Here is a 22,897-nt window from a genome sequence, read left to right on the forward strand (position 1 = left end):
TTCATATCCTCTCACCAAAAATCCAAGGCGGTAAGGATCATTCTTAGAGTAATGAAAAAAAGATACCGCTTTTTAGAAAGAAATAATTGCATATTTGACTGTTATATTGATGATGGGTCAAGGTGTTATCTAACCAGGATCTTACCATGGAGGAGCGAGTTAACAACAAGGAATTATTGCGTTACCTCGGTCTTAACGGGGCCGGGTTTAATTGTCGAGGTTTTATTGGGGTTGGCTTATAAGGTCTTTAGTATTGGGTATCTGATAGAGCCCTCCAGCATTGCGGAATATATGCAAAATCCTGATTTTGGAATTGCATTGTTTCAACACACCATAGATACCCCTGATGGCGCCTATTCCACGTGGCGCAAATAAAAAGGGATGGTTTGTAATGCAGATTAACTGACGTTCCGCTTGTTTGATTACCAATGCAATAGCCTGTGAATTTGAATATTAGCTTTCAATAAGGGACGCTGATCATGTTTCGCCAGGAAGCGATCGATAATCAGAAAATGAAATGGCGTGGTCGGGCCCTCCTGCTACCCGGCATTCCCTTTTGGCTCACGGCAGGGCTCTGCCTGTTTTTTCTCATTGCTTTTCTCACCTTCGCAATCGCCGGCACCTATACCCGGCGGGTCAACGTGACCGGCGAAATCAGCACCTATCCCCGGGCCGCCAACGTCTATTCCGCCGTCCAGGGGGTGGTGGTCAAACAATTCGTCACCGAAGGGCAGGTGATCGCCGCCGGCGCGCCCATTTACCAGATTGACGTCAGCAAAAGCACCCGCAGCGGTGTAGTCAGCGATAACCAGCAGCGGGATATCGACGGCCAGCTGGCGCGCATTGCGCAAATCATCAGCCGGCTGGAAAGCAGCAAGCAGGCCACGCTTACCATGCTGGAAAAACAAAAGGCGCAGTATACCGCCGCGTTCACCCGTTCAACCGACATCCTCAAACGCGCCCAGGAAGGGATACGCATCATGAAGGAAAATATGGAGAATTACCGGCACTATCAAACCAAGGGATTGATCACTAAGGATCAGCTCACCAACCAGGTGGCGCTGTATTACCAGCAGCAGAACAACCTGCTGGGCCTGTCCGGCCAGAACGAACAGAATGCGCTGCAGATCACCGCGCTGGAAAGCCAGATCCATATCCAGGCCGCCAACTTCGACAACCAGATTTACCAGATGGAGCTGCAGCGCCACGAGCTGCAGAAGGAGCGGCTCAACATTGATGCCGGCGGGGCGATCATCGTTCGCGCGCTGGCCGACGGCCGCATCGATTCGCTGAGCGTCACGGTTGGCCAGATGGTCAACGTCGGTGACAGTCTGCTGCAAGTGATCCCTCACAATATCGCTCACTACGCCCTGGTGCTATGGGTGCCCAACGACGCCATCCCCTACATCGCCGCCGGTGACAAAGTCAATGTGCGTTATGACGCCTTTCCGGCGGAGAAATTCGGCCAGTTTGCCGCTACGGTATCCGTCATCTCCAAAGCCCCGGCCTCACCGCAGGAAATGCTGACCTACCAGGGGGCGCCCAAAGCGGCGCTGACCGCCGCCGTGCCGTACTACAAGACGATCGTCATTCCGGAAAAACAGGTCATTGCCTATGACGGTAAACGTCTGAGCCTGGAAAACGGCATGAAAGCGCAAAGCACCCTGTTTTTGGAAAAAAGGCAGATTTATCAGTGGATGTTGTCACCGTTCTACGACATGAAACACAGCGCGATGGGGCCGATCAATGAGTAAGCCCACGTTCAAACAGCGGATCAGCCAGTTGGATCTGCGGCTGCGCCACCGGGTTCCGATGGTGCACCAGACCGAGTCGTCAGAATGCGGGCTGGCCTGCCTGGCGATGATCTGCGGTTACTATGGTAAAAACGTCGACCTGATCGCGCTGCGTCGGCAGTTCAGCCTGTCGACCCGCGGCGCCACGCTGACCGGGTTAACCGGTATAGCCGAACAGCTGGGCCTGGCCACTCGCCCTCTATCACTTGATATTGACGAACTCAGCGCGCTGAAACTCCCCTGTATTTTGCACTGGGAGTTCAACCATTTCGTGGTGCTGGTCAGTATCAAGGGGCACCGCGCGGTGCTGCATGATCCGGCGCGCGGGCGCCGGGCCGTCAGCCTGACGGAACTGTCGCACAGTTTTACCGGCGTGGCGCTTGAGGCCTGGCCCGGCAGCGCCTTCACCGCCGACAGCGTCCGCCACCGCATTCACCTGCGCACGCTGATTGGCAGCGTACACGGTCTTAAGGGGGCGCTCGGCAAAATCTTTTGCCTGTCTCTGGTGTTCGAAACCATCAACCTGGTGATGCCCATCGGCACGCAGCTGGTGATGGATCACGCTATTCCCGCCGGCGATCGCGGGTTACTGACGCTCATCTGCGTTGGCCTGATGCTGTTCATCCTGCTGCGGGCAGCTGTCGGCATGGTGCGCGCCTGGTCCGGGCTGGTCATGTCGACGCTCATCAACGTGCAGTGGCAATCCGGGTTGTTTACCCACCTGTTGCGCCTGCCGCTGGGCTACTTTGAACGACGCAAGCTGGGTGACATTCAATCGCGCTTCGGCTCGCTGGATACGCTGCGCAGCACCTTCACCACGAGCATTGTCGGCGCCATCATGGACGGCATCATGGTGATCGGCGTGCTGGTGATGATGGTGCTGTATGGCGGCTGGTTGACCTGGGTGGTGATTGCGTTCACCGCGCTCTACGTGCTGATGCGGCTGCTGACCTACGGCTATTATCGCCAACTGTCCGAAGAAGCGCTGGTCAGGGAGGCCCGCGCCGGCTCGTATTTTATGGAGACGCTGTACGGTATCGCCACCGTCAAGATGCAGGGCATGGCGGAACGTCGCATTGCCCATTGGCTCAACCTTGAAATCGACACTATCAATACCGGTATCCGGGTCACCCGCATGGACATGCTGTTTGGCGGGATCAACACCTTCATTGCCGCCTGCGATCAGGTCGTTATTCTTTGGCTGGGAGCCAGCCTGGTGATCGATAACCAGATGACCCTCGGCATGTTCGTGGCGTTCGGCGCCTTTCGCGGGCAGTTTTCCGACCGCATCGGGTCGCTGACGGAATTTTTGCTGCAGCTGCGCATGATGAGCCTGCATAACGAGCGCATCGCCGATATCGCCTTGCACCCACGAGAAAACCGTAAACCGGACCTTCCTTACGCGGCGGGCCTGCAACCTTTGGGATTGACGACCCATGCCCTGAGCTATCGTTACGACAGCCAGTCACCGGCGGTCTTCGATGCCTTGGACATCAGTGTTGCGCCGGGCGAGAGCGTGGCCATCGTGGGCCCGTCGGGCGCTGGCAAGACCACGCTGATGAAGGTGCTGTGCGGGCTGTTTCCCCCGGACTCAGGGCGGGTTGAGGTGAACGGCGTCGATATCCGGCAGCTTGGCATCAACAACTACCACAAGATGATCGCCTGTGTGATGCAGGACGACAAACTGTTCTCCGGCTCGATCCGGGAAAATATCTGCGGGTTCGCGGACGAGGTGGACGACGCCTGGATGGAAGCCTGTGCCCGTGCCAGCTATCTGCACGACGTGCTCATGTGTATGCCGATGGGGTATGAAACCCCGATCGGCGAGCTGGGGGAAGGATTGTCCGGCGGGCAGAAGCAACGCCTGTTCATTGCCCGGGCGATTTACAAGAAGCCGGCGATTTTGTTCCTGGATGAGGCCACCAGCGCACTGGATAAGGAGAGCGAAGCTGTGGTGAATCAGGCCATCAAGAGACTCAATATCACGAAGGTGATCATTGCCCACCGTGAAACGACCATTGCGTCGGCAGATCGGGTCATCCATTTTGGATAAGGGGGGATATCACCAGCGGCACCGGCCGTTAACCCTGTTTGCCCCCTAAAAACCCAATAAGCTCAGGCCTGCGGGCCGCCAAAATGGTCCCCCACATGCCGGCGAGTTGGTCTGAACGGCGACGGAGCAAGGCTATTTTTTCTGCCCGCTCCGGTTTTCAATTTACTGGGCGCTTACATTGCGCGATATTCTGGTTTTCTGATGGGCTAAGGCGGATGAGGGAACCATGACGGACAGCCAGGCGTTTGAACAACAAAGCCTCGACAATCTGCTGAGCTATTGGCGGCGCCATCGCCGCCTGCCGGGCGCGCGCTATCCGGCCGGCCCGACCGATACCCTGTGCGACGTGCCGGGCGTTAGCGTCGGGCATCACACCTTGGCCGACGGCGAATGCCAGACCGGCGTTACCGCCATCGTGCCGCCGGGCGATCTGTTCAACCAGCCGTTGCCGTGCGGCAGCGCGGTGCTCAACGGCTTCGCCAAACCGCTGGGGCTGGTGCAGCTGAACGAGCTGGGGGTGCTGCAAACGCCGATCCTGCTGAGCAACACCTTCGCCGTCGGCACGCTGTTCAATGCCATGGTGCGGCGCAGCTGTCTGCGCTACCCGCAGATCGGCCGCGGCAGCGCCACCATCAACCCGCTGGTGCTGGAGTGCAACGACGGCTACCTCAACGATATTCAGGCGATGGCGGTGCGCGAGGAGCACGTCTTCAGCGCGCTGGATAACCATTCCACCCGCTTTGCGCGCGGCAGCGTCGGCGCCGGGCGCGGCATGAGCAGCTTCGGCCTGAAAGGCGGCATCGGCACCGCCTCGCGCTATTGCCCGGGGCTTGGCACCACGCTCGGCGTGCTGGTGCTGGCCAACTTCGGCACCCTCGACTCGTTGACGCTGAGCGGCGTGCGCGTTGGCCAGGCGCTGGGCAGGCTGCTGGCGGATCCGCCGCCGCAGGTGGACGCCGGTTCGGTCATTATCATCATCGCCTGCGATCGGGCGCTGGACAGCCGCCAGCTGAACCGCATCGCCCGCCGAGCGGGCGCGGGCCTGGGGCGAGTGGGCAGCCATTGGGGGCACGGCTCCGGCGATATCGCGCTGGCGTTTTCCACCCGGTTGCTGGGGGCGACGCTGCCGGACGAACGGCTGGAGCCGCTGTTTGCGGCGGCGGCGGACGCCACCGAATACGCGGTGTTGGATGCGTTGCTGAGCGCCGAGGGCGTCAGCGGTTTCCAGCGGCACGATCGCATGGCGCTGGGGCCGCTGCTCGATCGGCTGGCGGAAAATTAAATAACGGGAGCGTGACGTGAAAGTCTTTATCTCTGCGGATATCGAAGGTATCGCCGGCGTAATGCGGCCGGAGCAATGCAACCCGGCCCATGCCGACTATGCGGCGGCGCGCGAGCTGATGGAGCAGGAGGTCAACGCGGCCATCGACGGCGCTTTCGCCGGCGGGGCCACCGCGGTGACGGTGGCCGACAGCCACGCCATGATGCAGAATCTGCGCGCCGATCGCCTCGATGGGCGCGCGCGCCTGGTGCAGGGTAAACCGCGTGGGCTGTCGATGGTGGAAGGGCTGCAACACCAACGTTACGACGGCCTGATGTTCATCGGCTACCACAGCGCCGCCGGCGAGCATGGCGTGCTGGCGCATACCATCAACGGCCGGGCCTTTTACCGCGTCAGCCTGAACGGCGAAGCGGTGGGCGAAAGCGATCTGTACGCGGCGGCGGCGGCCGAGTTGAACGTGCCGCTGTGGCTGGTGAGCGGCGACGACGAGCTGCAACGCTGGGTAGCGGAACGTTACCCGCACGTCGGCTATGCCTGCGTCAAGCGTGCGATCTCGCAAACCGCCGCCGAATCGCTCAGCCCGCAGCGGGCGCGCGCCGAGATCCGCGAACGGGCAATGCAGCAGGTGCGCCAGGGCGGGAAGCTGCCGGTGGAGCGCCGCTTCATGCCGCCTTACCGGCTGACGCTGATGGCGGCCAAACCGGTATTGGCGGATCTGTTCAGCCTGGTGCCCGGCGTGGAGCGCCAGGACGCGCTCACCGTGGCCTTCGACAGCGACAACATGGCGGCGCCAATCCACCTGCTCAGCGTCTTTTCGTATCTGGCGACGACGCAGAATTGATGCACGATGTGCGGGCTACCCGCCCGCAGCGCACGATTCCTCAACGAAAAAATCCCTTATCAAGATTAGGCCTGCTGGATAATAGGCTACGCTAATTATTGCTCTGTTGCGCTATGTCACCCGACGGGCGCAACAACCCATTCCCATAACAAGATTTGTTTCGCCGAAGGCAGTGACGCCTTCGGCTTTTTTGGAGTCATGAGCAATGAGCATATCCCAAGTTCCGCTTTCGCGGCGGCGGTTTATCGTCGGCGCCGGGGCGTTGGTGATCGGCGCCTATCTGCCGTCCACCGGCGCGCTGGCGCGGTCGAATGCCCCGGCCGCCTCCGGCACGGCAGCGTTTGATGCCAACGCCTTCGTTCAGATCGGCGCCGACGGCGTCGTCACCGTCATCAGTAAACACACTGAAGTGGGCCAGGGGGTCTATACCGGCATGGCGACGCTGGTTGCCGAAGAGCTCGATGCCGACTGGGCGCAGGTGCGGGTCGTCGCCGCGCCGGTGGACACCCATATCTACAAAAACCTGGCCTTCGGATTCCAGGGCACCGGCGGTTCGAGCTCGGTGGCCAATGCCTATGAGCAAATGCGCCGCATGGGCGCCATGGCGCGAGCGCTGCTGGTGCAGGCCGCCGCGCAGAGCTGGAAAACCTCGGCGCAGGAAATCACCGTGCAGGCGGGCAGGATTCGCCATGCCGCCAGCGGACGCGAAGCGGGCTTCGGCGAATTCGCCGCGCTGGCCGCCACGCTGCCGCCGCCCGATCCCGCCAGCCTGACGCTGAAGGATCCGGCTAATTTCACCCTGATCGGCAAAACGCGCGGCCTGCATCGCGTCGATTCGCTGGCGAAAACCAACGGCAGCGCGCAGTTCTCGCAGGATATCCATGAGCCGGACATGCTGACCGTCACCATCAAGAAACCGCCGCGTTTCGGCGGCAAGGTGGCGGCCTTCGACGCCGAACGGGCGCTGGCGGTGCCGGGGGTGGTAGCGGTGAAGCAAATCGCCACCGGCGTGGCGGTTTACGCCAAAAATACCTGGGCGGCGATCCAGGGGCGGGAGCGGCTGAAGGTGACGTGGGACGATGCGCAGGCCGAACGGCGCAACACCGAGGAGATCTACGCCGAATTCCGCCAGGTGGCGCAGAAAACCGGCGTGGTGGCGAAGAGCCACGGCAAGCCGGACGAGGTGTTCGACAAGGCCGACAAGGTGATCGAGGCCGAATACACCTTCCCGTACGTCGCCCACGCGCCGATGGAGCCGCTGGACGGCTATCTGTTCTGGGACGGCGAGAGCGTCAAGGCGCGCTACGGTTGCCAAATTCAAACGCTCGATCACAAGCAGCTGTGCGATCTGTTCGAGTTGCCGCCGGACAAGGTGCAGATTGAAACCATTCTGGCGGGCGGCAGCTTCGGCCGGCGCATCGATTTAGGCAACCCGACGCTGGGGCCGGATCTGGCGGCCGACATGGCGGCGGCGGCCAAGGGTATCGGCCCCGGCCACGGCGTGAAGGTGGTATGGACGCGCGAGGACGACATCCGCAACGGCTGGTATCGCCCGATGATCCTGCACCGCCTGCGCGGCGCCATTCGCGGCGGCAAGGTGGTGGGCTGGACCGATACCGTGGTCGGCCACTCCTGGACGCGCCACAGCGCGATGGATGCGCTGGTGGTCAACGGCCTCGATCAGATGATGGTCGAGGGCGCCAGCGAGGTGTCATACACCTTCGAAGCCTTCCGCTGCGATGCGCACATCGTGCCCGGCAAGGTGCCGACCACCTCGCTGCGGTCGGTCGCCAGCACCCACACCGGCCACGCGGTGGAGAGCTTTATCGATCAACTGCTGCAGGAAACCGGTCAGGATCCGGTCGAAGGGCGGCTGGCGCTGATGGGCGACGCGCCGCGCGCGGCGGGCGCGCTGCGGGCGGTAGCGAAAGCCGCTGACTGGCAGGGCGCGAAAGTGGTGGACGGGCGCGCGCGCGGCGTGGGCGTCGCCAAGGCGTTCGATACCTATGTGGCGCAGGTGGCCGAGGTGTCGATCGGCGAAGGCGGCATCCCGAAAGTGCACAAGGTGTGGTGCGCGGTGGACTGCGGCGTGGCGGTGAACCCCGACGTGATCCGCGCGCAGATCGAGGGCGGCATCGGCTACGGCCTGAGCATGGCGCTGTACGGCAATATCACGCTAAAAGACGGCGTGGTCGAACAGTCCAACTTCAATAACTTCCGCCCGCTGCGCATCGATGAGATGCCGGAGATCGAAGTGATCATCGTGCCCTCGAGCGAGAAACCGACCGGCGTGGGCGAGCTGGGGGTGCCGACCATCGCCCCGGCGGTCGGCAATGCGCTGGCGCTGCTCGGGCGGCCGCGCACCTCGCTGAGCCTGCCGCTGCATAATCCCACCGCGAACCCGGCGTCTGACAAGGAGAGAACCTGATGATTCAATTAACCGTAAACGAGCAGCCGCTGACCTTCGAGGGCGATCCGCACATGCCGCTGCTGTGGTTCTTGCGTGACGAAGCCGGCCTGACCGGCACCAAGTTCGGCTGCGGCATCGCCATGTGCGGCGCCTGCACCGTGCATCTGGACGGCGTGCCGGTGCGGTCGTGCATGACGCCGATTTCGGCCGCCGTCGGCAAAAAAATCACCACCATCGAAGCCGTGGGCGCCACGCCGGAAGGCAAGGCGGTGCAGGAGGCCTGGCTTGATCTGGACGTGGTGCAGTGCGGCTACTGCCAGTCCGGCCAGATCATGAGCGCCAGCGCGCTGCTGGCGCAAAGTAAAAATCCGAGCGATGCGGACATCGACGCGGCGATGGGCGGCAACGTCTGCCGCTGCGCCACCTATGTGCGCATTCGCGCCGCCATCCACCAGGCCGCCAAGGCGTTGGGTTAGGGAGAGATGCGATGAGCAACGCCTTGAAAGGGCTGTTATGGCTGATTATCGCCGTGGTGGTGTTGGCGGGAGGATATGCGCTGTACACGCTGCTGCGGCCCACCGGCGCGGAGCCTGCGGCGCCGATCGCCGGAGCGCCGGCCGGCATCACCGATAAACTGGCGCGCGGCGAGTACCTGGCGCGCGCCGCCGACTGCGTGGCGTGCCACACCGCGCCGGGCGGCACGCCTTATGCGGGCGGCTTCGCCTTCAAACTGCCGTTCGGCACCATTTACGGCACCAACATCACCGCCGACAAGGAGACCGGCATCGGCAACTGGAGCGACGATCAGTTCGTGCGCGCGGTGCGTGAGGGCATCGGCCCGCAGGGCAACCTGTATCCGGCGATGCCGTACACCTCCTACACCGGGCTGAGCCGCGACGACGTGCTGGCGATCAAAGCCTATCTGTTCAGCCTGCCGCCGGTGAAGCAGGCCAACCCGCAAAACGATCTGTCGTTCCCGTTCAACCAGCGTTGGGGCATGAAATTCTGGAACCTGGCGTTCTTCCATGAGCAACGCTTTACGCCGGATCTCAACAAGGACGAGCAGTGGAACCGCGGCGCCTATCTGGCGACCGCGCTGGGCCACTGCGGCGAGTGCCACACGCCGCGCAATCTGGGGTTCGGCCTCAACCAGAGCAAGCACCTGAGCGGTGAAGTGGTGCAGGGCTGGTTCGCCGCCAACATCACGCCGGACAAACAGAGCGGCATCGGCGGCTGGAGCGACCAGCAGCTGTCGCAATATCTGGCCACCGGCCATGCGCCGGGGCGCAGCAGCGCCGCCGGCCCGATGGCGGAAGCGGTGGAAAACAGCCTGCAGTTCCTGACGCCGGAAGATAATCTGGCGCTGGTGAAATACCTGCGGGATATCGAACCGATCGCCGGCGACGCCGCTGCGGCGGTAAATCTGCAGCCGAAGGGCGCGGGGGCTTCCACCCCGATCCTGCCGGGCGGGCAAGAGCAGTCGCTCGGGCGGCGGGTGTTCGCCAACGACTGCAGCGGCTGCCACCAGTGGAACGGGCCGGGCCGCCAGAGCGAGTATGCGTCGCTGGTGGGCAGCACGGCGGTGAACGATCCGCAGGGGCGCAGCGTGGTGCAGGCCATCCTGAAGGGGACGAGCATCAGCATCGGCGAACGGCATGAAATGATGCCGGCGTTCGGCAGCGCCTATTCCGACGAAGAAGTGGCGGCGGTCGCCAACTTCGTGGTCGGCCATTTCGGCGATAAGCAGGGCAAAGTCACCGCCAAACAGGTGGCGGAGCAGCGCAAGCAGTAAAGAAAGCGGCGAGGGAGCTTCTCCCTCGCCGTGGCGTCAGCGGCTGCGGCGCGACATCACCCGTTTGTCTTTCGGTCTATCCTGCCAGTCCTCAATCTGATTATTGAAGTTGTCCGCCAGCAGGTAGGCCGGGGTTTTCGCCAGCCAGTCGGACAACGAAATGTCCTGATAAATGCCGTTGTCCATCACGATCAGTACCTTCAAATCCTCATCGCCGATGTTCTCGATGTAATGGCCGAAGCCCTGCGGCACGTAACCGACGTCCGAAGGGGCGTACTCTTCCGTCTGCGCGTGGCCGTGCGAGCTGAACACCGTCATGCGGCCCTTACCGGCGATATAGTATTGCCATTCGTTGGCATTGGGGTGCCAGTGCAATTCCCGGATCGCGCCGGGTTTCACGATCTCGATGATGCCGGTCATGGTGGTGGAGATGGGAAATTCTTTCGACGACACCAAATGCACGCTGCCGGCGTCATTTTCAAAGAACGGTTTTTGCTTCATTAATTCATAGCGGTGGGTCAGCGGGGTGTTATTTAATCCGCCGTCGTTTTTCGGCAATGGCAAGGTGGGCGGAACGGCGCCACCGACAATATAAGCCTCGCCCTGTTTGGCCTTGGAAAATACCGCCGCCGGCATGTTGACGCTTTTTTCCAATACCTCTTTCGGCATATGCGCCACCCAATCGGTAATGCTGAAGGTGCCGAACTCGGAGAAGTGCCCATTATCGAACGCCAGAATAAAATGCGCGCCGTCTGCCAGCGCCTGAATGGAATGGCCATAGCCTTTCGGGAAATACCACACGTCGCCGGGGCCGAAATCCGCCACTTCGCATTTGCCCTCGGGATCGAGGATGGTGATGCGCGCATGGCCTTCCAGCATAAACGCCCATTCGGCGGCGATGGCGTGCCAGTGCAGCTCGCGCACGCCGCCCGGCTCAAGCGTCATGTCCACGCCCGCCACGCCTTCGGAGATCGGGAATTGCTCGACGGTGGCTTCGCGCGCCCAGCCGCTGGGCAGGCTGCGTTTCTTGCTGTCGGTGAATTTGTATTTATAGAGATGCTGCGCATCGGCAGGCGGCTGATAGCTGCTGGGGGGGACGATATTGCGATGATCGTCGGCAGCGGCATTTTTTACGATGCCGCCGATCATGCCGGCGGCGGCCGCGCTGACGGCGGAGACTTTCAATATATCACGACGCGATAGCATAGCATTTTCTCCAATATAAAACCGCGCGTCTGAATAGGCAGGCGCAGGGAAGGCATAATTGCTCTTGAAAGGTGTTTTGTCATCGGCGGGAATAGGCTGTGACCCTTAAATCCTAGCGGCTGGAATGTATTGCGTAGGCGCTTATTTGTTTGCGTTTGTTACTAAGTGAGAGCGGGTTTAATTAATTAATCGGAAGTTGAATAGTCATTAAGTGGAATTAAATTTAGTCGCCGAATAGTTTAAATAAATAATAAACGAACTTCGTTTATTATTGGCCGTTCGGGCTTTTTATGACTGCCCCACGGTCTCCAGCACCAGCTGACGAAAGCGCTCGACGATCGGCGAAGCCGGGCTGCGGCGCAGCGCCAGGTAAAGCGGGGCGCTGAGCTGCGCCTCTTCGGCGAGGGTGCGGTAGACGATGCCGTCGCCGCCCAGCCGCCGCATCGAGCCGGGCACCACTGACAACCCCAGGCCTGCGCCCACCAGGCTGAGGGTGGCCGGCAGGCGCGGCGCTTCCTGTACGATGCGCGGGCTGAAGCCGGCGCGGTGGCAGGCGGCCAAGATGGCGTCGTACAGCCCCTGGCCGGCCGGGCGGCGATAGAGAATAAACGCCTCGTGGGCCAGTTCGGCCAGCGGCAGCGGCTGCTGCGTTTCTTGCGCCAGCCGGTGGCCCAGCGGCAGGGCGACGATCATCGGCTCGCTGAGCACCGGCTCCACGCTCAGGCCGGGAATGCCGTTGGCCGGCGAGCGCACGAAGGCGGCGTCGAGGCGCTGTTCCAGCAACGCCTCCATCAGTTCGCCGCTGCCGGCTTCTTCCAACTGGGTAGTGATGCCCGGCAGGATGTCGCGGTAGCGGCGCAGCAGGTTGGGCACGAACGGGTGCAGCGCGGCGGAACTGGTGAAGCCGATGGCGATGTGGCCCTGCTCGCCGCGGGCGGCGCGCTGCACCGCTTCGCGCAGGCGTTCGGCGCGCGCCAGCAGGGCGCGGGCCTCTTCGAACAGCACGCCGCCCGCCTCGGTGACGCGCACGCCGCGCGGCAGGCGCTGCAACAAGGTGACGCCCAGCTCATCTTCCAGCCCCTGCAGCAGGCGGGTCAGCGGTGGCTGCTGGATAAACAGCCGCTCGGCGGCGCGGGTGATGTTGCCTTCTTCCACCACGGTGACGAACGCCCGCAGGCGACGCAGTTCGATCATTGCCATACCTCAAAGGTATCTTTAGTTGTTTAGGAATGCATTAGACATCATGGCACGGCGGCGCGCATGATACCAGACATCAAAACAAGCGATGTGGAATGGCAATGTCATGTCAGATATCAATACGTTAAAACCGCACCCGGCGGCAGCGCCGGGCAACGCGGAGCTGTTTGTGGGCTTTCTGTGGCTGGGGCTGATCGGCTTCGGCGGCGTGCTGCCGCTGGCGCGCAGCATGTTGGTAGAGCGCCGGCGCTGGTTGAGCGGCGAACAGTTTACCGAGCTGCTCGGGCTGTGCCAGTTTCTGCCCGGCGGCAACGTCATCAACCTGTCGGTGGCGGTGGGGATGGAGTTTCGCGGGCTGCGCGGCGCGCTGTGCGCCTTGCTGGGCCTCATTAGCGCGCCGACGGCGATCGTGGTGGGGCTGGGCGTGGTCTACGCCCGCTTCCAAAACGATCCGCACGTGCAGCATGTGTTCGCCGGGCTGGCCGCCGCCGCCGCCGGGCTGCTGCTCTCGACCGGGATCAAGATGCTGCTGCCGCTGCGCGGTAAATGGCCGGCGCTGGCGATCGTCGCGCTGGCCTTGATCGCCATCGCCTGGCTGCGCCTGCCGCTGCTGCCGACCATGCTGGTGCTGGCGCCGCTGAGCATTCTGCTGATGTGGCGGTGGCCGTCATGAGCGGCGTTCTGATTGCGCTGGCGCTGATCTTCACCGAGCTCTCACTGTTGGCGTTCGGCGGCGGCATGACCATTCTGCCGGAGATGCAGCGGCAGGTGGTGGAGGTGCATCGGTGGATGAGCGCCCAGGAGTTCAGCGCGCTGTTCGCCATGGCGCAGGCCGCGCCGGGGCCGAACATGATGATCGTGCCGCTGGTCGGCTGGCACGTGGCCGGTTGGACGGGGCTGCTGGTTTCTTCGGTCGCCAAGTTCGGGCCGTCTTCCATCGTTACGTTGCTGGTGATGGGCGCCTGGCGGCGCTTTAAGGATCGCCCGTGGCGCCGCATCGTGCAGGCCGGGCTGGTGCCGCTGACCGTGGGGCTAGTGGCGGCCAGCGGCATCTTGATCGCCGAGGCTTCCGCGCCCAGCTGGCGGCTGGCGGCGATCGTGGCGCTGGCGACGGGGTTGAGCATGAGCAAGCGCCTCCATCCGCTGTGGGTGCTGGCGGGCGGCGCGCTGCTCGGGTTGCTGATCGCCTGAGGGATTAGCGCGGGATCAGCATAAAGCGCGAAGGGCCGTTGCGGTCGATCAGCTCATAGCGCTTCGGCGCGGTCAGGGCCAGAAATGCCACCATGCCGCCTTCGGCGTCGGTCAGCGTCATGCCGTCCGGCGTCGGCCGCCAGGCGACCGGCAACGTTTGCAGCGCCAGCGGCTGCAGGCACTGGGCGGAGGCGCTGAAGCGGAAGGCGTTGGTGTTGGCCACCGCTTCGTCGCTCAGCTGCACCTCGCAGACGGCTTTACCGTCGCCGATGGCGGCGAGCTGCCAGTCGCCCTGCAGCGCGGCGGGTTCCAGCAATGGCAGTGAACTGCCCAGGGCACTGCTGCACAATACGCTCATAACGACTCCCGTCAGGCTGGCGCGGCGCAAGGCGCGCATAAGAAAAAAGGTTGGCATCGGGTCACTCCTTTCGGCTGTCCGTTCACACTTTAGCACGTACCCACCTTGATGATGAGGGAAGGATTAGGTTTTTTAATCCTCGATTATTCTGATCTAACCGGCGATAAAATGCGCAAAAAGACGAGTGATTAACCCGTTAATGCACTTATTTTTCTCATTAATATAGTGAGAATACAAATTGTTACGAGTATCTTCATCTCAATGCCCGGCACGGTGAAGCCAGGCGGGGCGGGCTCGCGCCGCCGGGGTGAGTCACTATACTGGTCATTCCTAAGCCTTGGCTTAGATTAGAACGACTGATGAATAGTCTTACAAAGCGAGTGGGTTCCTATTGTGTAAAAGGAGAATGCAATGAGCAGTCGCCACAACGACATTTTGCAAGATGATGATGAGTTCACCAGCCTGGCCGCCACATCCCCCAACGATCATAACTATCAGTTTTACTATCACCAGCCCGGCAGCCTCTATGACGGATTGGGCTACGGCGCGCTGTTTACGCTGGACAACGCCAACCTGTACAGCAACCAGCGCGGCGGAGCAGCCATCAACAACCTGGGTAAAATCCGCGATAACTTCAGCTTCGATCGCGCCGCCGATCAGCTGACGCGGCCGGGCCTGACGCACAACGGCGATCAGGTCTATCACCAGCCGGTGGCGCTGACCTATTCCTTCCTGACGCAGAGCGCGCTGAACCGCATCGGCCAGACCGGTGACGGCGACAAGGGATTGCAGCCGTTGACCCTGGCGGCGCAGGCACAGGCGCTGAAATCGATGCAGGCGTGGGCCGATGTGGCGAACGTGACCTTTACCGAAACGGCGTCCACCGATATCAACCATCGCGCGGACATCACCTTCGCCTACTTCACCCAGCGCGCCGACGGCAGCACCGCAGCCGGCAGCGGCCCGAATGCCATTAATGCTTACGCCTATTACCCGCCGAGCTCCAAACCGGGCAGCGATAACGCCTTTGCCGGCACGGTGTGGTTCAACAAGAACTTCGCCACCCATCAGGCGCCGGTTAGCGGCGATTTCAGCAGCCAGACCTTCACCCACGAGCTGGGGCATGCCCTGGGGCTGGCGCATCCGGGATCTTATGACGCCTCGTTGGGCAACCCGAGCTACCAGAACGACGCGGCTTACTATCAGGATTCGCTGCAATACTCGATCATGAGCTATTTCAACGCCGGTTACACCGGCGCCGACACCAAAGGGGTGTATGGCTATGGCCCGATGGTGGATGACATCGCCGCGATCCAAAAATTGTACGGCGCCAACATGAACACCCGCACCGGCGACACGGTGTACGGCTTTAACTCCAACACCGGGCGCGATTTCCTGACCGCCACGGCGGACAACGGCAAACCGGTCAACTTCGCGGTGTGGGACGCCGGAGGCAACGACACGCTGGACTTCTCCGGCTACAGCCAGCAGCAGATGATCAACCTGAACGACGGCGCGTTCTCCAGCGTCGGCGGCGGCACGCAGAACGTCGCCATCGCGCGCGGGGCGATCATCGAGAACGCCATCGGCGGCAGCGGGCGCGATGTGATCATCGGCAACGATCAGGACAACCTGCTGGCGGGCAACGCCGGCTCCGACATCCTGTACGGCGGCCTGGGGGCGGATCATTTGTGGGGCGGCAAAGACGCCAACAACTTCACCGACTATTTCGTCTATCTCAATGCCAAAGAGTCCACGGTGGCGGCGTTCGACGTGATTGAAGACTTCGAGCACGGCATCGACAAGATCGATCTCTCCGGCCTGCGCTTCAACAACAGCCTGAGCGAGCTGCGCTTTATCGACAGCGGCAGCGCCTTCAGCGGCCAGAAAGGCGAGATCCAGCTCAACTTCGACGCCTTCAACGGCACCACCGATCTGTTGATGAACACCCAAAGCAACAGCTATGCCGCCGACTTCAAGATCCATGTGGTCGGGCAGGTAGAGCAGAGCGATATTCTGTTTGCCTGAGGGCGATGCAGGGGAAAGAGAAAAGGGCCGAACGGCCCTTTTTTTACGGCTGGGCCACCGCGGCGCTTTCCGCCACGAAGGAGCCGGTCGTCACCGCGCCGGCGCGGCGGTAGTGGGCCACGATCACGCCGCCGGGCGAGACCACCGATTGGGCCAGCGTGAAGGCCGCCGGCGCCGCGTTGTCATCAAACAGCCGTTTGCCGCCGCCGAGCAGCACCGGGTAGGTGAGCAGGCGCAGTTCGTCCACCAGATCGTTGGCCAGCAGCTGTTGCATCAGCGTGCTGCTGCCCTGCACCAGCAGTACCGGCCCCTGCGCGCGTTTCAGCTCGCGCAGCCGGGCGAGGATGTCCCGCCCCAGCCACTGGCTGTTCTGCCACGCCAGCGTCTCGCCGTGGTGGGTGGCGACGTACTTGGTGGCCTGATTGAACACGCGGGCGATATCGGCGGATAACGGGTCGGCCTCGTCGGTGATCTGCGGCCAGTAGCCGGCGAAAATGTCGTAGGTGCGCCGCCCCAGCAGCAGATCGAACGGCGAAGAGAAAAGATCGCCCATCGTTTCCGCAATGGCGTCATCCCAGTAGGGGGCTGTCCAGCCGCCGAAGCGAAAGCCGCCGCTACGGTCTTCGTCCTGCCCGCCGGGCGCCTGCATCACGCCGTCGAGGCTGACGAAGGCGCTGGCAATAATCTGTCGCATGGCTGTCTCCTGCCGTTGAGTGCCAGCTGAAAGTTTAGCCGCCGCGCGGCGGCCGCGCCAACCGGCCGCTCAGGGCTGCAGCGCCTTGAGCAACGCCTGATGGAAACGCTCCGGCTCCTCCATTTGCGGCGCATGGCCCAGCCCGGCGAACTCGTTCAGCGTGGCGTGCGGGATCAGCTTCGCCGCCTGTTTGCCTAACACGTCATAATGCCCGATCCTGGCCTTGACCGCCGGCGGGGCGATATCGCTGCCGATGGCGGTAGTGTCGGCGGTACCGATCATCAGCGTGGTGGGGGTTTGCAGATCCTTGAACTCGTAGTACACCGGCTGGGTGAAGATCATGTCGTAGATCAGCGCCGAGTTCCACGCCACCAGGCGATGGCCCGGCCCGTTGTTCAGCCCGGCCAGCATATCCACCCAGCGATCGTACTCCGGCTTCCAGTTGCCGCCGTAGTAGGTGCGCTGCTCATAGTTGCGGATGCCCTCGGCGGTGGTGTTCAGCTCGCGCGCGAACCATTGATCGACGCTGCGCCACGGCACGCCTTTCGCCTTCCAGTCCTCGAGGCCGATCGGATTGACCATGATCAATTGCTCCACCGCCTGCGGATACATCAGGCTGTAGCGCGTGGCCAACATGCCGCCGGTGGAGTGGCCGATGATGATGGCCTTACTGATTTTCAGGTTCTGCAGCAGGCCGTGGGTGTTTTGCGCCAGCTGCTGGAAGCTGTACTGGTAATGCGCCGGCTTGGTGGAGGAGCAAAAGCCGATTTGATCCGGCGCGATGACGCGGTAACCGGCCTTGCTCAGCGCCTTGATGGTGTCCTGCCAGGTGGCGGCGCAGAAGTTTTTACCGTGCAGCAACAGCGCGGTGCGGCCGTTGGCGGCACCTTCCGGCGGCACGTCCATATAGCCCATTTTTAACGGCTGCCCCTGCGAGGTGAAGCTGAACTGCTGCAACGGATAAGGGTAGTGAAAACCCTGCAGCTCCGGGCCGAACTTCGGCGTTTCGGCGGCGGCGGGGAACGCGGCCAGCGTGGCGCACAGCAGCGCGCGACGGGTGAATCTCAGCATCCTGATCTCCTGAAAAACGGACGATAGCCGAGTATAGCCATAATCAGGGCGTCGGCGCGCCAGCAGTTTCAGATAATTCTGTAATGTTACGGCCCGATCCCGGGCAAGGTTCCGGCCACGGCCTTGTACACAGTGAACGCGGTCACGCCGCGCAATATTGGCGGAGCCTGAAGGTTTTATTTCAAGGCTAAGTTATGCGATGCTTAAGCATTATTTATGCAAAAGGATCCTCGCATGTCCGCTTTATCCCGCTGCGCTTTCAGCGAAGGCAGCGTCGCTTTGCCGGAAGGCTATGCCGATCGCACCGTCAACGTGCTGTTGGCCGGCGATGATGTTTCCCCCTCAATCAATATTTCCCGCGATGCGCTGCAGCCGGCGGAAAACCTGGAAAGCTACGTCACCCGCCAGCTCGATGCGCTGGCGCAGGGGCTGAAAGGCTGGGCGTTCAAAAGCCGCGAGCCGGCGACGCTGGGCGATGGATTAACCGCCGGTGAATGGGTGCGCGCCAGCTACCTGCGCGACGGCAAGCGCATCTGGCAAAACCAGGCGGTGTTCGCGCTGGCGGAGGGCCGGGTGCTGGTGTTCACTCTGGCGATGGCGCGCAAGCTGACGCCGCAAGATGACGCGCTGCTGCAGCAGGTGCTGAGCAGCTACCGGGCGGCCTAACGATGAACTCTTTGCGTAAAAGGACCTTACGATGACCGAAGCGGCTCGCGTCGGCGATACCATCGGGCATTCCCATGCCCTGGCCGGCATGATTGCCGGCACGATTGTCGGCGGCCTGATCGCCGCCGCAGGCGCGGTGGCGGCGGGTGCGCTGTTCGTCGCCGGCCTGGCGGCTTCCTGTATCGGCGTTGGCGTGTTGCTCATCGGCGCCAGTCTGGCGGTGGGGTATCTCACCGGGGAGGCGGCCACCGCGGCGCGCGACGGCATTGCCGACGCCGGCGCCGGTAGCCTGACCCCCAAAGGCAATATCGTCACCGGCTCCCCCAACGTCTTCATCAACGGCAAACCCGCCGCGCTCGCCACCAACAGCCAGGTGGCCTGCAGCGACGACGGCCCGAGCATGCAGATGGCGCAGGGCTCCGACAAGGTCAGCATCAACGGCCAGCCCGCCTCGCGCGTGGGGGACAAAACCAACTGCGACGCGCAGGTGATGGAAGGTTCGCCCAACGTGTTTATCGGCGGCGGCACCGTCACCACCTTGCCGATCAAGCCCGAAGTGCCGGATTGGCTGTACAAGGTCTCTGACCTGACGCTGCTGTTCGCCGGCCTGGTGGGCGGCGTGGGCGGCGCCGCCGGCAAGCTGGGGGCGCTAGGCAAACTGCTGGGCAAGCTGCCCGGCATCAACAAGCTGGCGCGCATCGCCTGCCGCGCCGGCACCCTGATGACCGCCACCGCCGCCGTCGGCATTATCGCCCGGCCGGTGGATATCGTCAGCGGCCAGAAATTCCTCGACGGCGAAGACGATCTCGATTTCGTGCTGCCTTCGCGCCTGCCGGTCGCCTGGCAGCGCTATTGGCGCAGCGGCAACCCCGGCGACGGCGTACTGGGCCGCGGCTGGAACCTGTTCTGGGAGAGCAGCCTGCAGCCGTATCAGGACGGCCTGGTGTGGCGCGCGCCTTCCGGTGACTTCGTCGCTTTCCCCAGGGTGCCGCGCGGCCACAAAACCTACTGCGAAGCCGAAAAATGCTGGCTGATGCACAACGACGACGGCAGCTGGCAGCTGTTTGACGTCGGCGAACAGATTTTCCATTACCCGCCGCTGGCGGGCGATCAGCCGAGCCGGCTCAGCATGATCACCGACGCCATCGGCAACGCCACCTCGCTGTTTTACGACGACGAGGGGCTGCTGAGCGAACTGGTGGACAGCGCCGGGCAGCGCCTGATGTGCCGCTATGCGCAGGGCCGCCTGCGCGAAGTGGCGCTGCAAACCGCCGAAGGCGAACGGACGCTGGCGCGCTACGGTTACGATGAGCAGGGCCAACTGACGACGGTGAGCAACCGTGCCGGTGAGGTGACGCGCCGCTTTGGCTGGCGCGACGGCCTGATGATCAGCCACCAGGACGCCGCCGGGCTGCTGAACGAATACCAATGGCAAGAGATCGACGGCGTGCCGCGCGTGACGGCCTACCGCAACAGCGCCGGAGAATCGCTGGAGTTCGGTTATGACTTCGCCGGCGGGCGCCGCAGCGCGGTGCGCGGCGACGGCAAGCGCGCGGAGTGGCGGCTGGATGACGACGACAACGTGGCGCAGTACACCGACTTCGACCAGCGCCGCTACGGTTTTATCTACCAACGCGGCGAACTGTGCAGCGTGCTGCTGCCCGGCGGCGCGCAGCGCCAGAGCGAATGGGATCCTTACGGCCGCCTGCTGTCGGAGACCGATCCGCTTGGCCGCGTAACGCGCTATCAATATTCGCGCAACAGCGGCCGGCTGTTCGCCGTCGCGTACCCGGACGGCAGCAGCGAGGCGCAGCACTGGGATACGCTGGGGCGCCCGACGCGCTATGTCGATGCGCTGGGCAATGCCACGCTGTACCGCTATCCGGATGACGAAGAGAGCCTGCCGGCCGGCGTGATCGACGCGCTGGGCGGGGAAGTGAAGCTGGAGTGGGACGCCCGCGGCCAGCTGACGCGCTACACCGACTGTTCCGGCAGCGTGACGGCTTATACCTACGATGCGCTGGGGCAACTGACGGCGCAGACCGATGCCGAAGGCCACCAGACGCGCTACCTATGGGATAACGGCGGGCGCCTGCACACTCTGATCCACCCGGACGGCGGTGAAGAGCGTTTTAACTGGAATGCACACGGCCAACTGGCCGAGCATCAGGACGCGCTGGGCAGCCTGACCCGCTGGCAGTACAACGCCCTGGGGCTGCCGGTCAGCATCACCGACCGCATCAACCGCACCCGGCGCTATCACTACAGCCCGCAGGGCTGGCTGACGCGGCTGGAGAACGGCAACGGCGGCGAATACCGCTTCAGCTACGATGCGGTGGGCCGCGTGCTGGCCGAAGAGCGCCCGGACGACACCCGCCACTATTATCGCTACGGCGCGGCCGGGCTGCTGGAGGAGCACCGCGAGGTCGGCCTGCCGGGCAGCGCGGGCGAGCTGACGCAGCGCGAACAGCGCTTCCGTTTCGACGAGGCCGGGCAGTTGGTCTGGCGCGGCAACGCCAGCGCGGAATGGCATTACCGCTTCGACGCCATGGGGCGGCTGCGCGAGCTGAACCGCCTGCCGACGGCGAGCGGCGCGGCGCTGGGCATTGAGCCGGACAGCGTGCAGATGCGCTATGACGCCGCCGGGCGGCTGCTCGGCGAGCAGGGCGTGAACGGCGAGCTGCAATACCAGTGGGATGCGCTGGCCAACCTGCAGGCGCTGACGCTGCCGCAGGGCGATCGCCTGCAGTGGCTGTATTACGGCTCCGGCCACGCCAGCGCCATCAAATTCAACCAGCAGGTGGTGAGCGAGTTCACCCGCGATCGCCTGCACCGGGAAACCGGCCGCAGCCAGGGCGCGCTGCAGCAGCAGCGGCGTTACGACGCCATGGGCCGCCGCAGTTGGCAGAGCAGCGCCTTCGGCCACGACAAACTGACCCGGCCGGAAGACGGCGTGCTGTGGCGCGCTTATCGCTATACCGGCCGCGGCGAGCTGGCCGGAGTGAGCGACGCGCTGCGCGGCGAAGTGCATTACGGTTACGACGCCGAAGGCCGTCTGCTGCAACACCGCGAACCCAATCAGGGCAAACCGGGCGCGCGGCTGGTGTACGATCTGGCGGATAACCTGCTGGGCGAGCGCAGCCCGCAGAGCGACATCGACGCGCACCTGCCGCTGGCGCCGATCGCCGATAACCGGCTGACGCACTGGCAAAAACTGTTTTACCGTTACGACGCCTGGGGCAACCTGATCAGCCGGCGCAACGGCCTGTACGAACAGCACTACCGCTACGACGCCGACAATCGGCTGGTGCAGGCGCATGGCCGCGGCCCGCAGGGCGAGTTCGAGGCGCAGTATCATTACGATGCGCTGGGCCGCCGCAGCCGCAAGGCGGTGCGCTACAAGGGCAAAACCGAACAGACGACCCGTTTCCTGTGGCAGGGCTACCGGTTGCTGCAGGAGCAGCGCGACGACGGCAGCCGCCGCAGCTGGAGCTACGATCCGGCCAGCCCGTGGAGCCCGCTGGCGGCGCTGGAGCAGGCGGGCGACAGCCGCTCGGCAGATATTTACTGGTATCACACCGATCTGAACAGCGCGCCGCTGGAGGTGACCGACGCGGCGGGCAACCTGTGCTGGTCCGGGCAATACGACACCTTCGGCAAGCTGCAGGGCCAGACGGTGGCCGGCGCGGCGAAGCGGCAGGGCGCGCAATACCAGCAGCCGCTGCGCTACGCCGGGCAATATCAGGACGACGAAAGCGGCCTGCACTACAACCTGTTCCGCTACTACGAACCCGAGGTGGGGCGTTTCACCACGCAGGATCCGATAGGGCTGCGCGGCGGGTTGAACCTTTATCAGTATGCGCCGAACCCGCTGATGTGGGTGGATCCGTTTGGGTTGTCTAAAAATACCTGTAGCGTAGAGAAAGGCATTGAGCATGAGAAAACGTTCAAATCACTCAATGACGCCCGTGATCATGCTAGAAAGGCATCAGGTATAGGTGATGATGCAGTAGACTTTATTCAGGAAATAGGGCCTCAGAAAGGGAGAGTTACTGGTCGAATGTCACCGGATGGCAAGCAAGGATGGCGTTTAGATTATGATGATAAAAAAGGTTATCACGTAAACTGGTGGGATCAGCGTGGTGGACCAAAGAGGAAAGACTGGTTGTTTGGTGCTAACAAAATAGAAAATGGCACTTTAAATGATTATTATTCGCTCATAGAGCATTTTCCTTGAGGTATAAGAAAATGAATTTTATTGATAGTGGTGTTGTTAAGGAATGGCTCGCTAATAACAATGCGATGATTAACGATT

The 22,897-nt window shown here is 62.8% G+C and carries 17 protein-coding genes and 1 pseudogene; 13 read left to right on the plus strand and 5 right to left on the minus strand.

Going from position 1 to position 22,897, the window contains the following annotated elements:
• The 8 genes and pseudogenes from ACJ8IN_RS24010 to ACJ8IN_RS24045 all read left to right on the plus strand — a co-directional run.
• A pseudogene (locus ACJ8IN_RS24010) lies at positions 1-375 on the plus strand (TcdA/TcdB catalytic glycosyltransferase domain-containing protein); the annotation flags it as partial.
• A 104-nt stretch (positions 376-479) separates the two neighbouring features.
• A complete protein-coding gene (locus tag ACJ8IN_RS24015; RefSeq protein ID WP_308325706.1) occupies positions 480-1,754 on the plus strand; it encodes an HlyD family secretion protein in 1,275 nt (424 codons plus the stop codon).
• Entirely contained in the window at positions 1,747-3,846 is a 2,100-nt protein-coding gene (locus ACJ8IN_RS24020; RefSeq protein WP_197846383.1) for a peptidase domain-containing ABC transporter, read from the plus strand. The genes ACJ8IN_RS24015 and ACJ8IN_RS24020 overlap by 8 nt, the downstream gene beginning before the upstream one ends.
• A gap of 226 nt (positions 3,847-4,072) precedes the next feature.
• The gene (locus ACJ8IN_RS24025) at positions 4,073-5,128 is read left to right on the plus strand and encodes a P1 family peptidase (RefSeq protein WP_033648254.1); all 1,056 of its coding nucleotides are present in this window, start codon (positions 4,073-4,075) and stop codon (positions 5,126-5,128) included.
• A 16-nt stretch (positions 5,129-5,144) separates the two neighbouring features.
• A complete protein-coding gene (locus ACJ8IN_RS24030; protein WP_033655274.1) occupies positions 5,145-5,969 on the plus strand; it encodes a M55 family metallopeptidase in 825 nt (274 codons plus the stop codon).
• A 205-nt stretch (positions 5,970-6,174) separates the two neighbouring features.
• The gene (locus tag ACJ8IN_RS24035; RefSeq protein WP_308325707.1) at positions 6,175-8,397 is read left to right on the plus strand and encodes a xanthine dehydrogenase family protein molybdopterin-binding subunit; all 2,223 of its coding nucleotides are present in this window, start codon (positions 6,175-6,177) and stop codon (positions 8,395-8,397) included.
• Entirely contained in the window at positions 8,397-8,855 is a 459-nt protein-coding gene (locus ACJ8IN_RS24040) for a (2Fe-2S)-binding protein (RefSeq protein WP_033648257.1), read from the plus strand. The genes ACJ8IN_RS24035 and ACJ8IN_RS24040 overlap by 1 nt, the downstream gene beginning before the upstream one ends.
• An 11-nt stretch (positions 8,856-8,866) precedes the next feature.
• A complete protein-coding gene (locus ACJ8IN_RS24045) occupies positions 8,867-10,171 on the plus strand; it encodes a cytochrome c (RefSeq protein ID WP_033655269.1) in 1,305 nt (434 codons plus the stop codon).
• A gap of 36 nt (positions 10,172-10,207) precedes the next feature.
• On the opposite strand, the gene ACJ8IN_RS24050 is transcribed toward ACJ8IN_RS24045, so the two are convergent.
• Both ACJ8IN_RS24050 and ACJ8IN_RS24055 read right to left on the minus strand, forming a co-directional pair.
• The gene (locus ACJ8IN_RS24050; RefSeq protein ID WP_060420588.1) at positions 10,208-11,377 is read right to left on the minus strand and encodes a cupin domain-containing protein; all 1,170 of its coding nucleotides are present in this window, start codon (positions 11,375-11,377) and stop codon (positions 10,208-10,210) included.
• A gap of 288 nt (positions 11,378-11,665) precedes the next feature.
• Complete coding sequence (locus ACJ8IN_RS24055) at positions 11,666-12,577, minus strand: LysR family transcriptional regulator (protein ID WP_308325708.1); 912 nt, start codon at positions 12,575-12,577, stop codon at positions 11,666-11,668.
• Positions 12,578-12,680: 103 nt separating this feature from the next.
• On the opposite strand from ACJ8IN_RS24055, the gene ACJ8IN_RS24060 reads away from it, so the two are divergent.
• Complete coding sequence (locus ACJ8IN_RS24060) at positions 12,681-13,247, plus strand: chromate transporter (protein WP_033634481.1); 567 nt, start codon at positions 12,681-12,683, stop codon at positions 13,245-13,247.
• Positions 13,244-13,765, plus strand: coding sequence for a chromate transporter (locus ACJ8IN_RS24065; RefSeq protein WP_060421151.1), 522 nt, complete (start codon positions 13,244-13,246; stop codon positions 13,763-13,765). The genes ACJ8IN_RS24060 and ACJ8IN_RS24065 overlap by 4 nt, the downstream gene beginning before the upstream one ends.
• Before the next feature lie 4 nt (positions 13,766-13,769).
• On the opposite strand, the gene ACJ8IN_RS24070 is transcribed toward ACJ8IN_RS24065, so the two are convergent.
• A complete protein-coding gene (locus ACJ8IN_RS24070) occupies positions 13,770-14,123 on the minus strand; it encodes an AprI/Inh family metalloprotease inhibitor (RefSeq protein ID WP_060421154.1) in 354 nt (117 codons plus the stop codon).
• A 411-nt stretch (positions 14,124-14,534) separates the two neighbouring features.
• Here ACJ8IN_RS24070 and ACJ8IN_RS24075 point away from each other — a divergent pair, with 411 nt between their 5' ends.
• Positions 14,535-16,151 carry a serralysin family metalloprotease gene (locus ACJ8IN_RS24075; RefSeq protein WP_060420594.1) on the plus strand — a complete coding sequence of 539 codons (1,617 nt, stop codon included), beginning with the start codon at positions 14,535-14,537 and terminating at the stop codon, positions 16,149-16,151.
• Positions 16,152-16,194: 43 nt separating this feature from the next.
• Here ACJ8IN_RS24075 and ACJ8IN_RS24080 read toward each other — a convergent pair whose 3' ends face one another.
• Both ACJ8IN_RS24080 and ACJ8IN_RS24085 read right to left on the minus strand, forming a co-directional pair.
• A complete protein-coding gene (locus ACJ8IN_RS24080) occupies positions 16,195-16,845 on the minus strand; it encodes a dihydrofolate reductase family protein (protein WP_060420597.1) in 651 nt (216 codons plus the stop codon).
• Between the two features lie 69 nt (positions 16,846-16,914).
• Complete coding sequence (locus tag ACJ8IN_RS24085) at positions 16,915-17,916, minus strand: alpha/beta fold hydrolase (RefSeq protein WP_060420600.1); 1,002 nt, start codon at positions 17,914-17,916, stop codon at positions 16,915-16,917.
• 234 nt (positions 17,917-18,150) lie between these two features.
• Between ACJ8IN_RS24085 and ACJ8IN_RS24090 the strand changes: the two genes are divergently transcribed.
• Positions 18,151-18,582: a DcrB-related protein gene (locus ACJ8IN_RS24090; RefSeq protein WP_041035031.1), complete on the plus strand. Its 432-nt coding sequence runs from the start codon at positions 18,151-18,153 to the stop codon at positions 18,580-18,582.
• A gap of 31 nt (positions 18,583-18,613) precedes the next feature.
• Positions 18,614-22,819, plus strand: coding sequence for an RHS repeat-associated core domain-containing protein (locus ACJ8IN_RS24095; protein WP_308331719.1), 4,206 nt, complete (start codon positions 18,614-18,616; stop codon positions 22,817-22,819).
• Positions 22,820-22,897: the final 78 nt, after the last annotated feature.

Origin of the sequence: Serratia sp. CY31944 (assembly GCF_052169175.1) — a bacterium.
Classification (GTDB): domain Bacteria; phylum Pseudomonadota; class Gammaproteobacteria; order Enterobacterales; family Enterobacteriaceae; genus Serratia; species Serratia sarumanii.

Coding starts and splice junctions, on each gene's coding strand:
- ACJ8IN_RS24080 (WP_060420597.1), bottom strand. CDS start 16,845: ATGCGACAGATTATTGCCAGCGCCTTCGTCAGCCTCGACGGCGTGATG.
- ACJ8IN_RS24015 (WP_308325706.1), top strand. CDS start 480: ATGTTTCGCCAGGAAGCGATCGATAATCAGAAAATGAAATGGCGTGGT.
- ACJ8IN_RS24025 (WP_033648254.1), top strand. CDS start 4,073: ATGACGGACAGCCAGGCGTTTGAACAACAAAGCCTCGACAATCTGCTG.
- ACJ8IN_RS24020 (WP_197846383.1), top strand. CDS start 1,747: ATGAGTAAGCCCACGTTCAAACAGCGGATCAGCCAGTTGGATCTGCGG.
- ACJ8IN_RS24055 (WP_308325708.1), bottom strand. CDS start 12,577: ATGGCAATGATCGAACTGCGTCGCCTGCGGGCGTTCGTCACCGTGGTG.
- ACJ8IN_RS24040 (WP_033648257.1), top strand. CDS start 8,397: ATGATTCAATTAACCGTAAACGAGCAGCCGCTGACCTTCGAGGGCGAT.
- ACJ8IN_RS24060 (WP_033634481.1), top strand. CDS start 12,681: ATGTCAGATATCAATACGTTAAAACCGCACCCGGCGGCAGCGCCGGGC.
- ACJ8IN_RS24035 (WP_308325707.1), top strand. CDS start 6,175: ATGAGCATATCCCAAGTTCCGCTTTCGCGGCGGCGGTTTATCGTCGGC.
- ACJ8IN_RS24075 (WP_060420594.1), top strand. CDS start 14,535: ATGAGCAGTCGCCACAACGACATTTTGCAAGATGATGATGAGTTCACC.
- ACJ8IN_RS24095 (WP_308331719.1), top strand. CDS start 18,614: ATGACCGAAGCGGCTCGCGTCGGCGATACCATCGGGCATTCCCATGCC.
- ACJ8IN_RS24050 (WP_060420588.1), bottom strand. CDS start 11,377: ATGCTATCGCGTCGTGATATATTGAAAGTCTCCGCCGTCAGCGCGGCC.
- ACJ8IN_RS24070 (WP_060421154.1), bottom strand. CDS start 14,123: ATGAGCGTATTGTGCAGCAGTGCCCTGGGCAGTTCACTGCCATTGCTG.
- ACJ8IN_RS24090 (WP_041035031.1), top strand. CDS start 18,151: ATGTCCGCTTTATCCCGCTGCGCTTTCAGCGAAGGCAGCGTCGCTTTG.
- ACJ8IN_RS24085 (WP_060420600.1), bottom strand. CDS start 17,916: ATGCTGAGATTCACCCGTCGCGCGCTGCTGTGCGCCACGCTGGCCGCG.
- ACJ8IN_RS24045 (WP_033655269.1), top strand. CDS start 8,867: ATGAGCAACGCCTTGAAAGGGCTGTTATGGCTGATTATCGCCGTGGTG.
- ACJ8IN_RS24065 (WP_060421151.1), top strand. CDS start 13,244: ATGAGCGGCGTTCTGATTGCGCTGGCGCTGATCTTCACCGAGCTCTCA.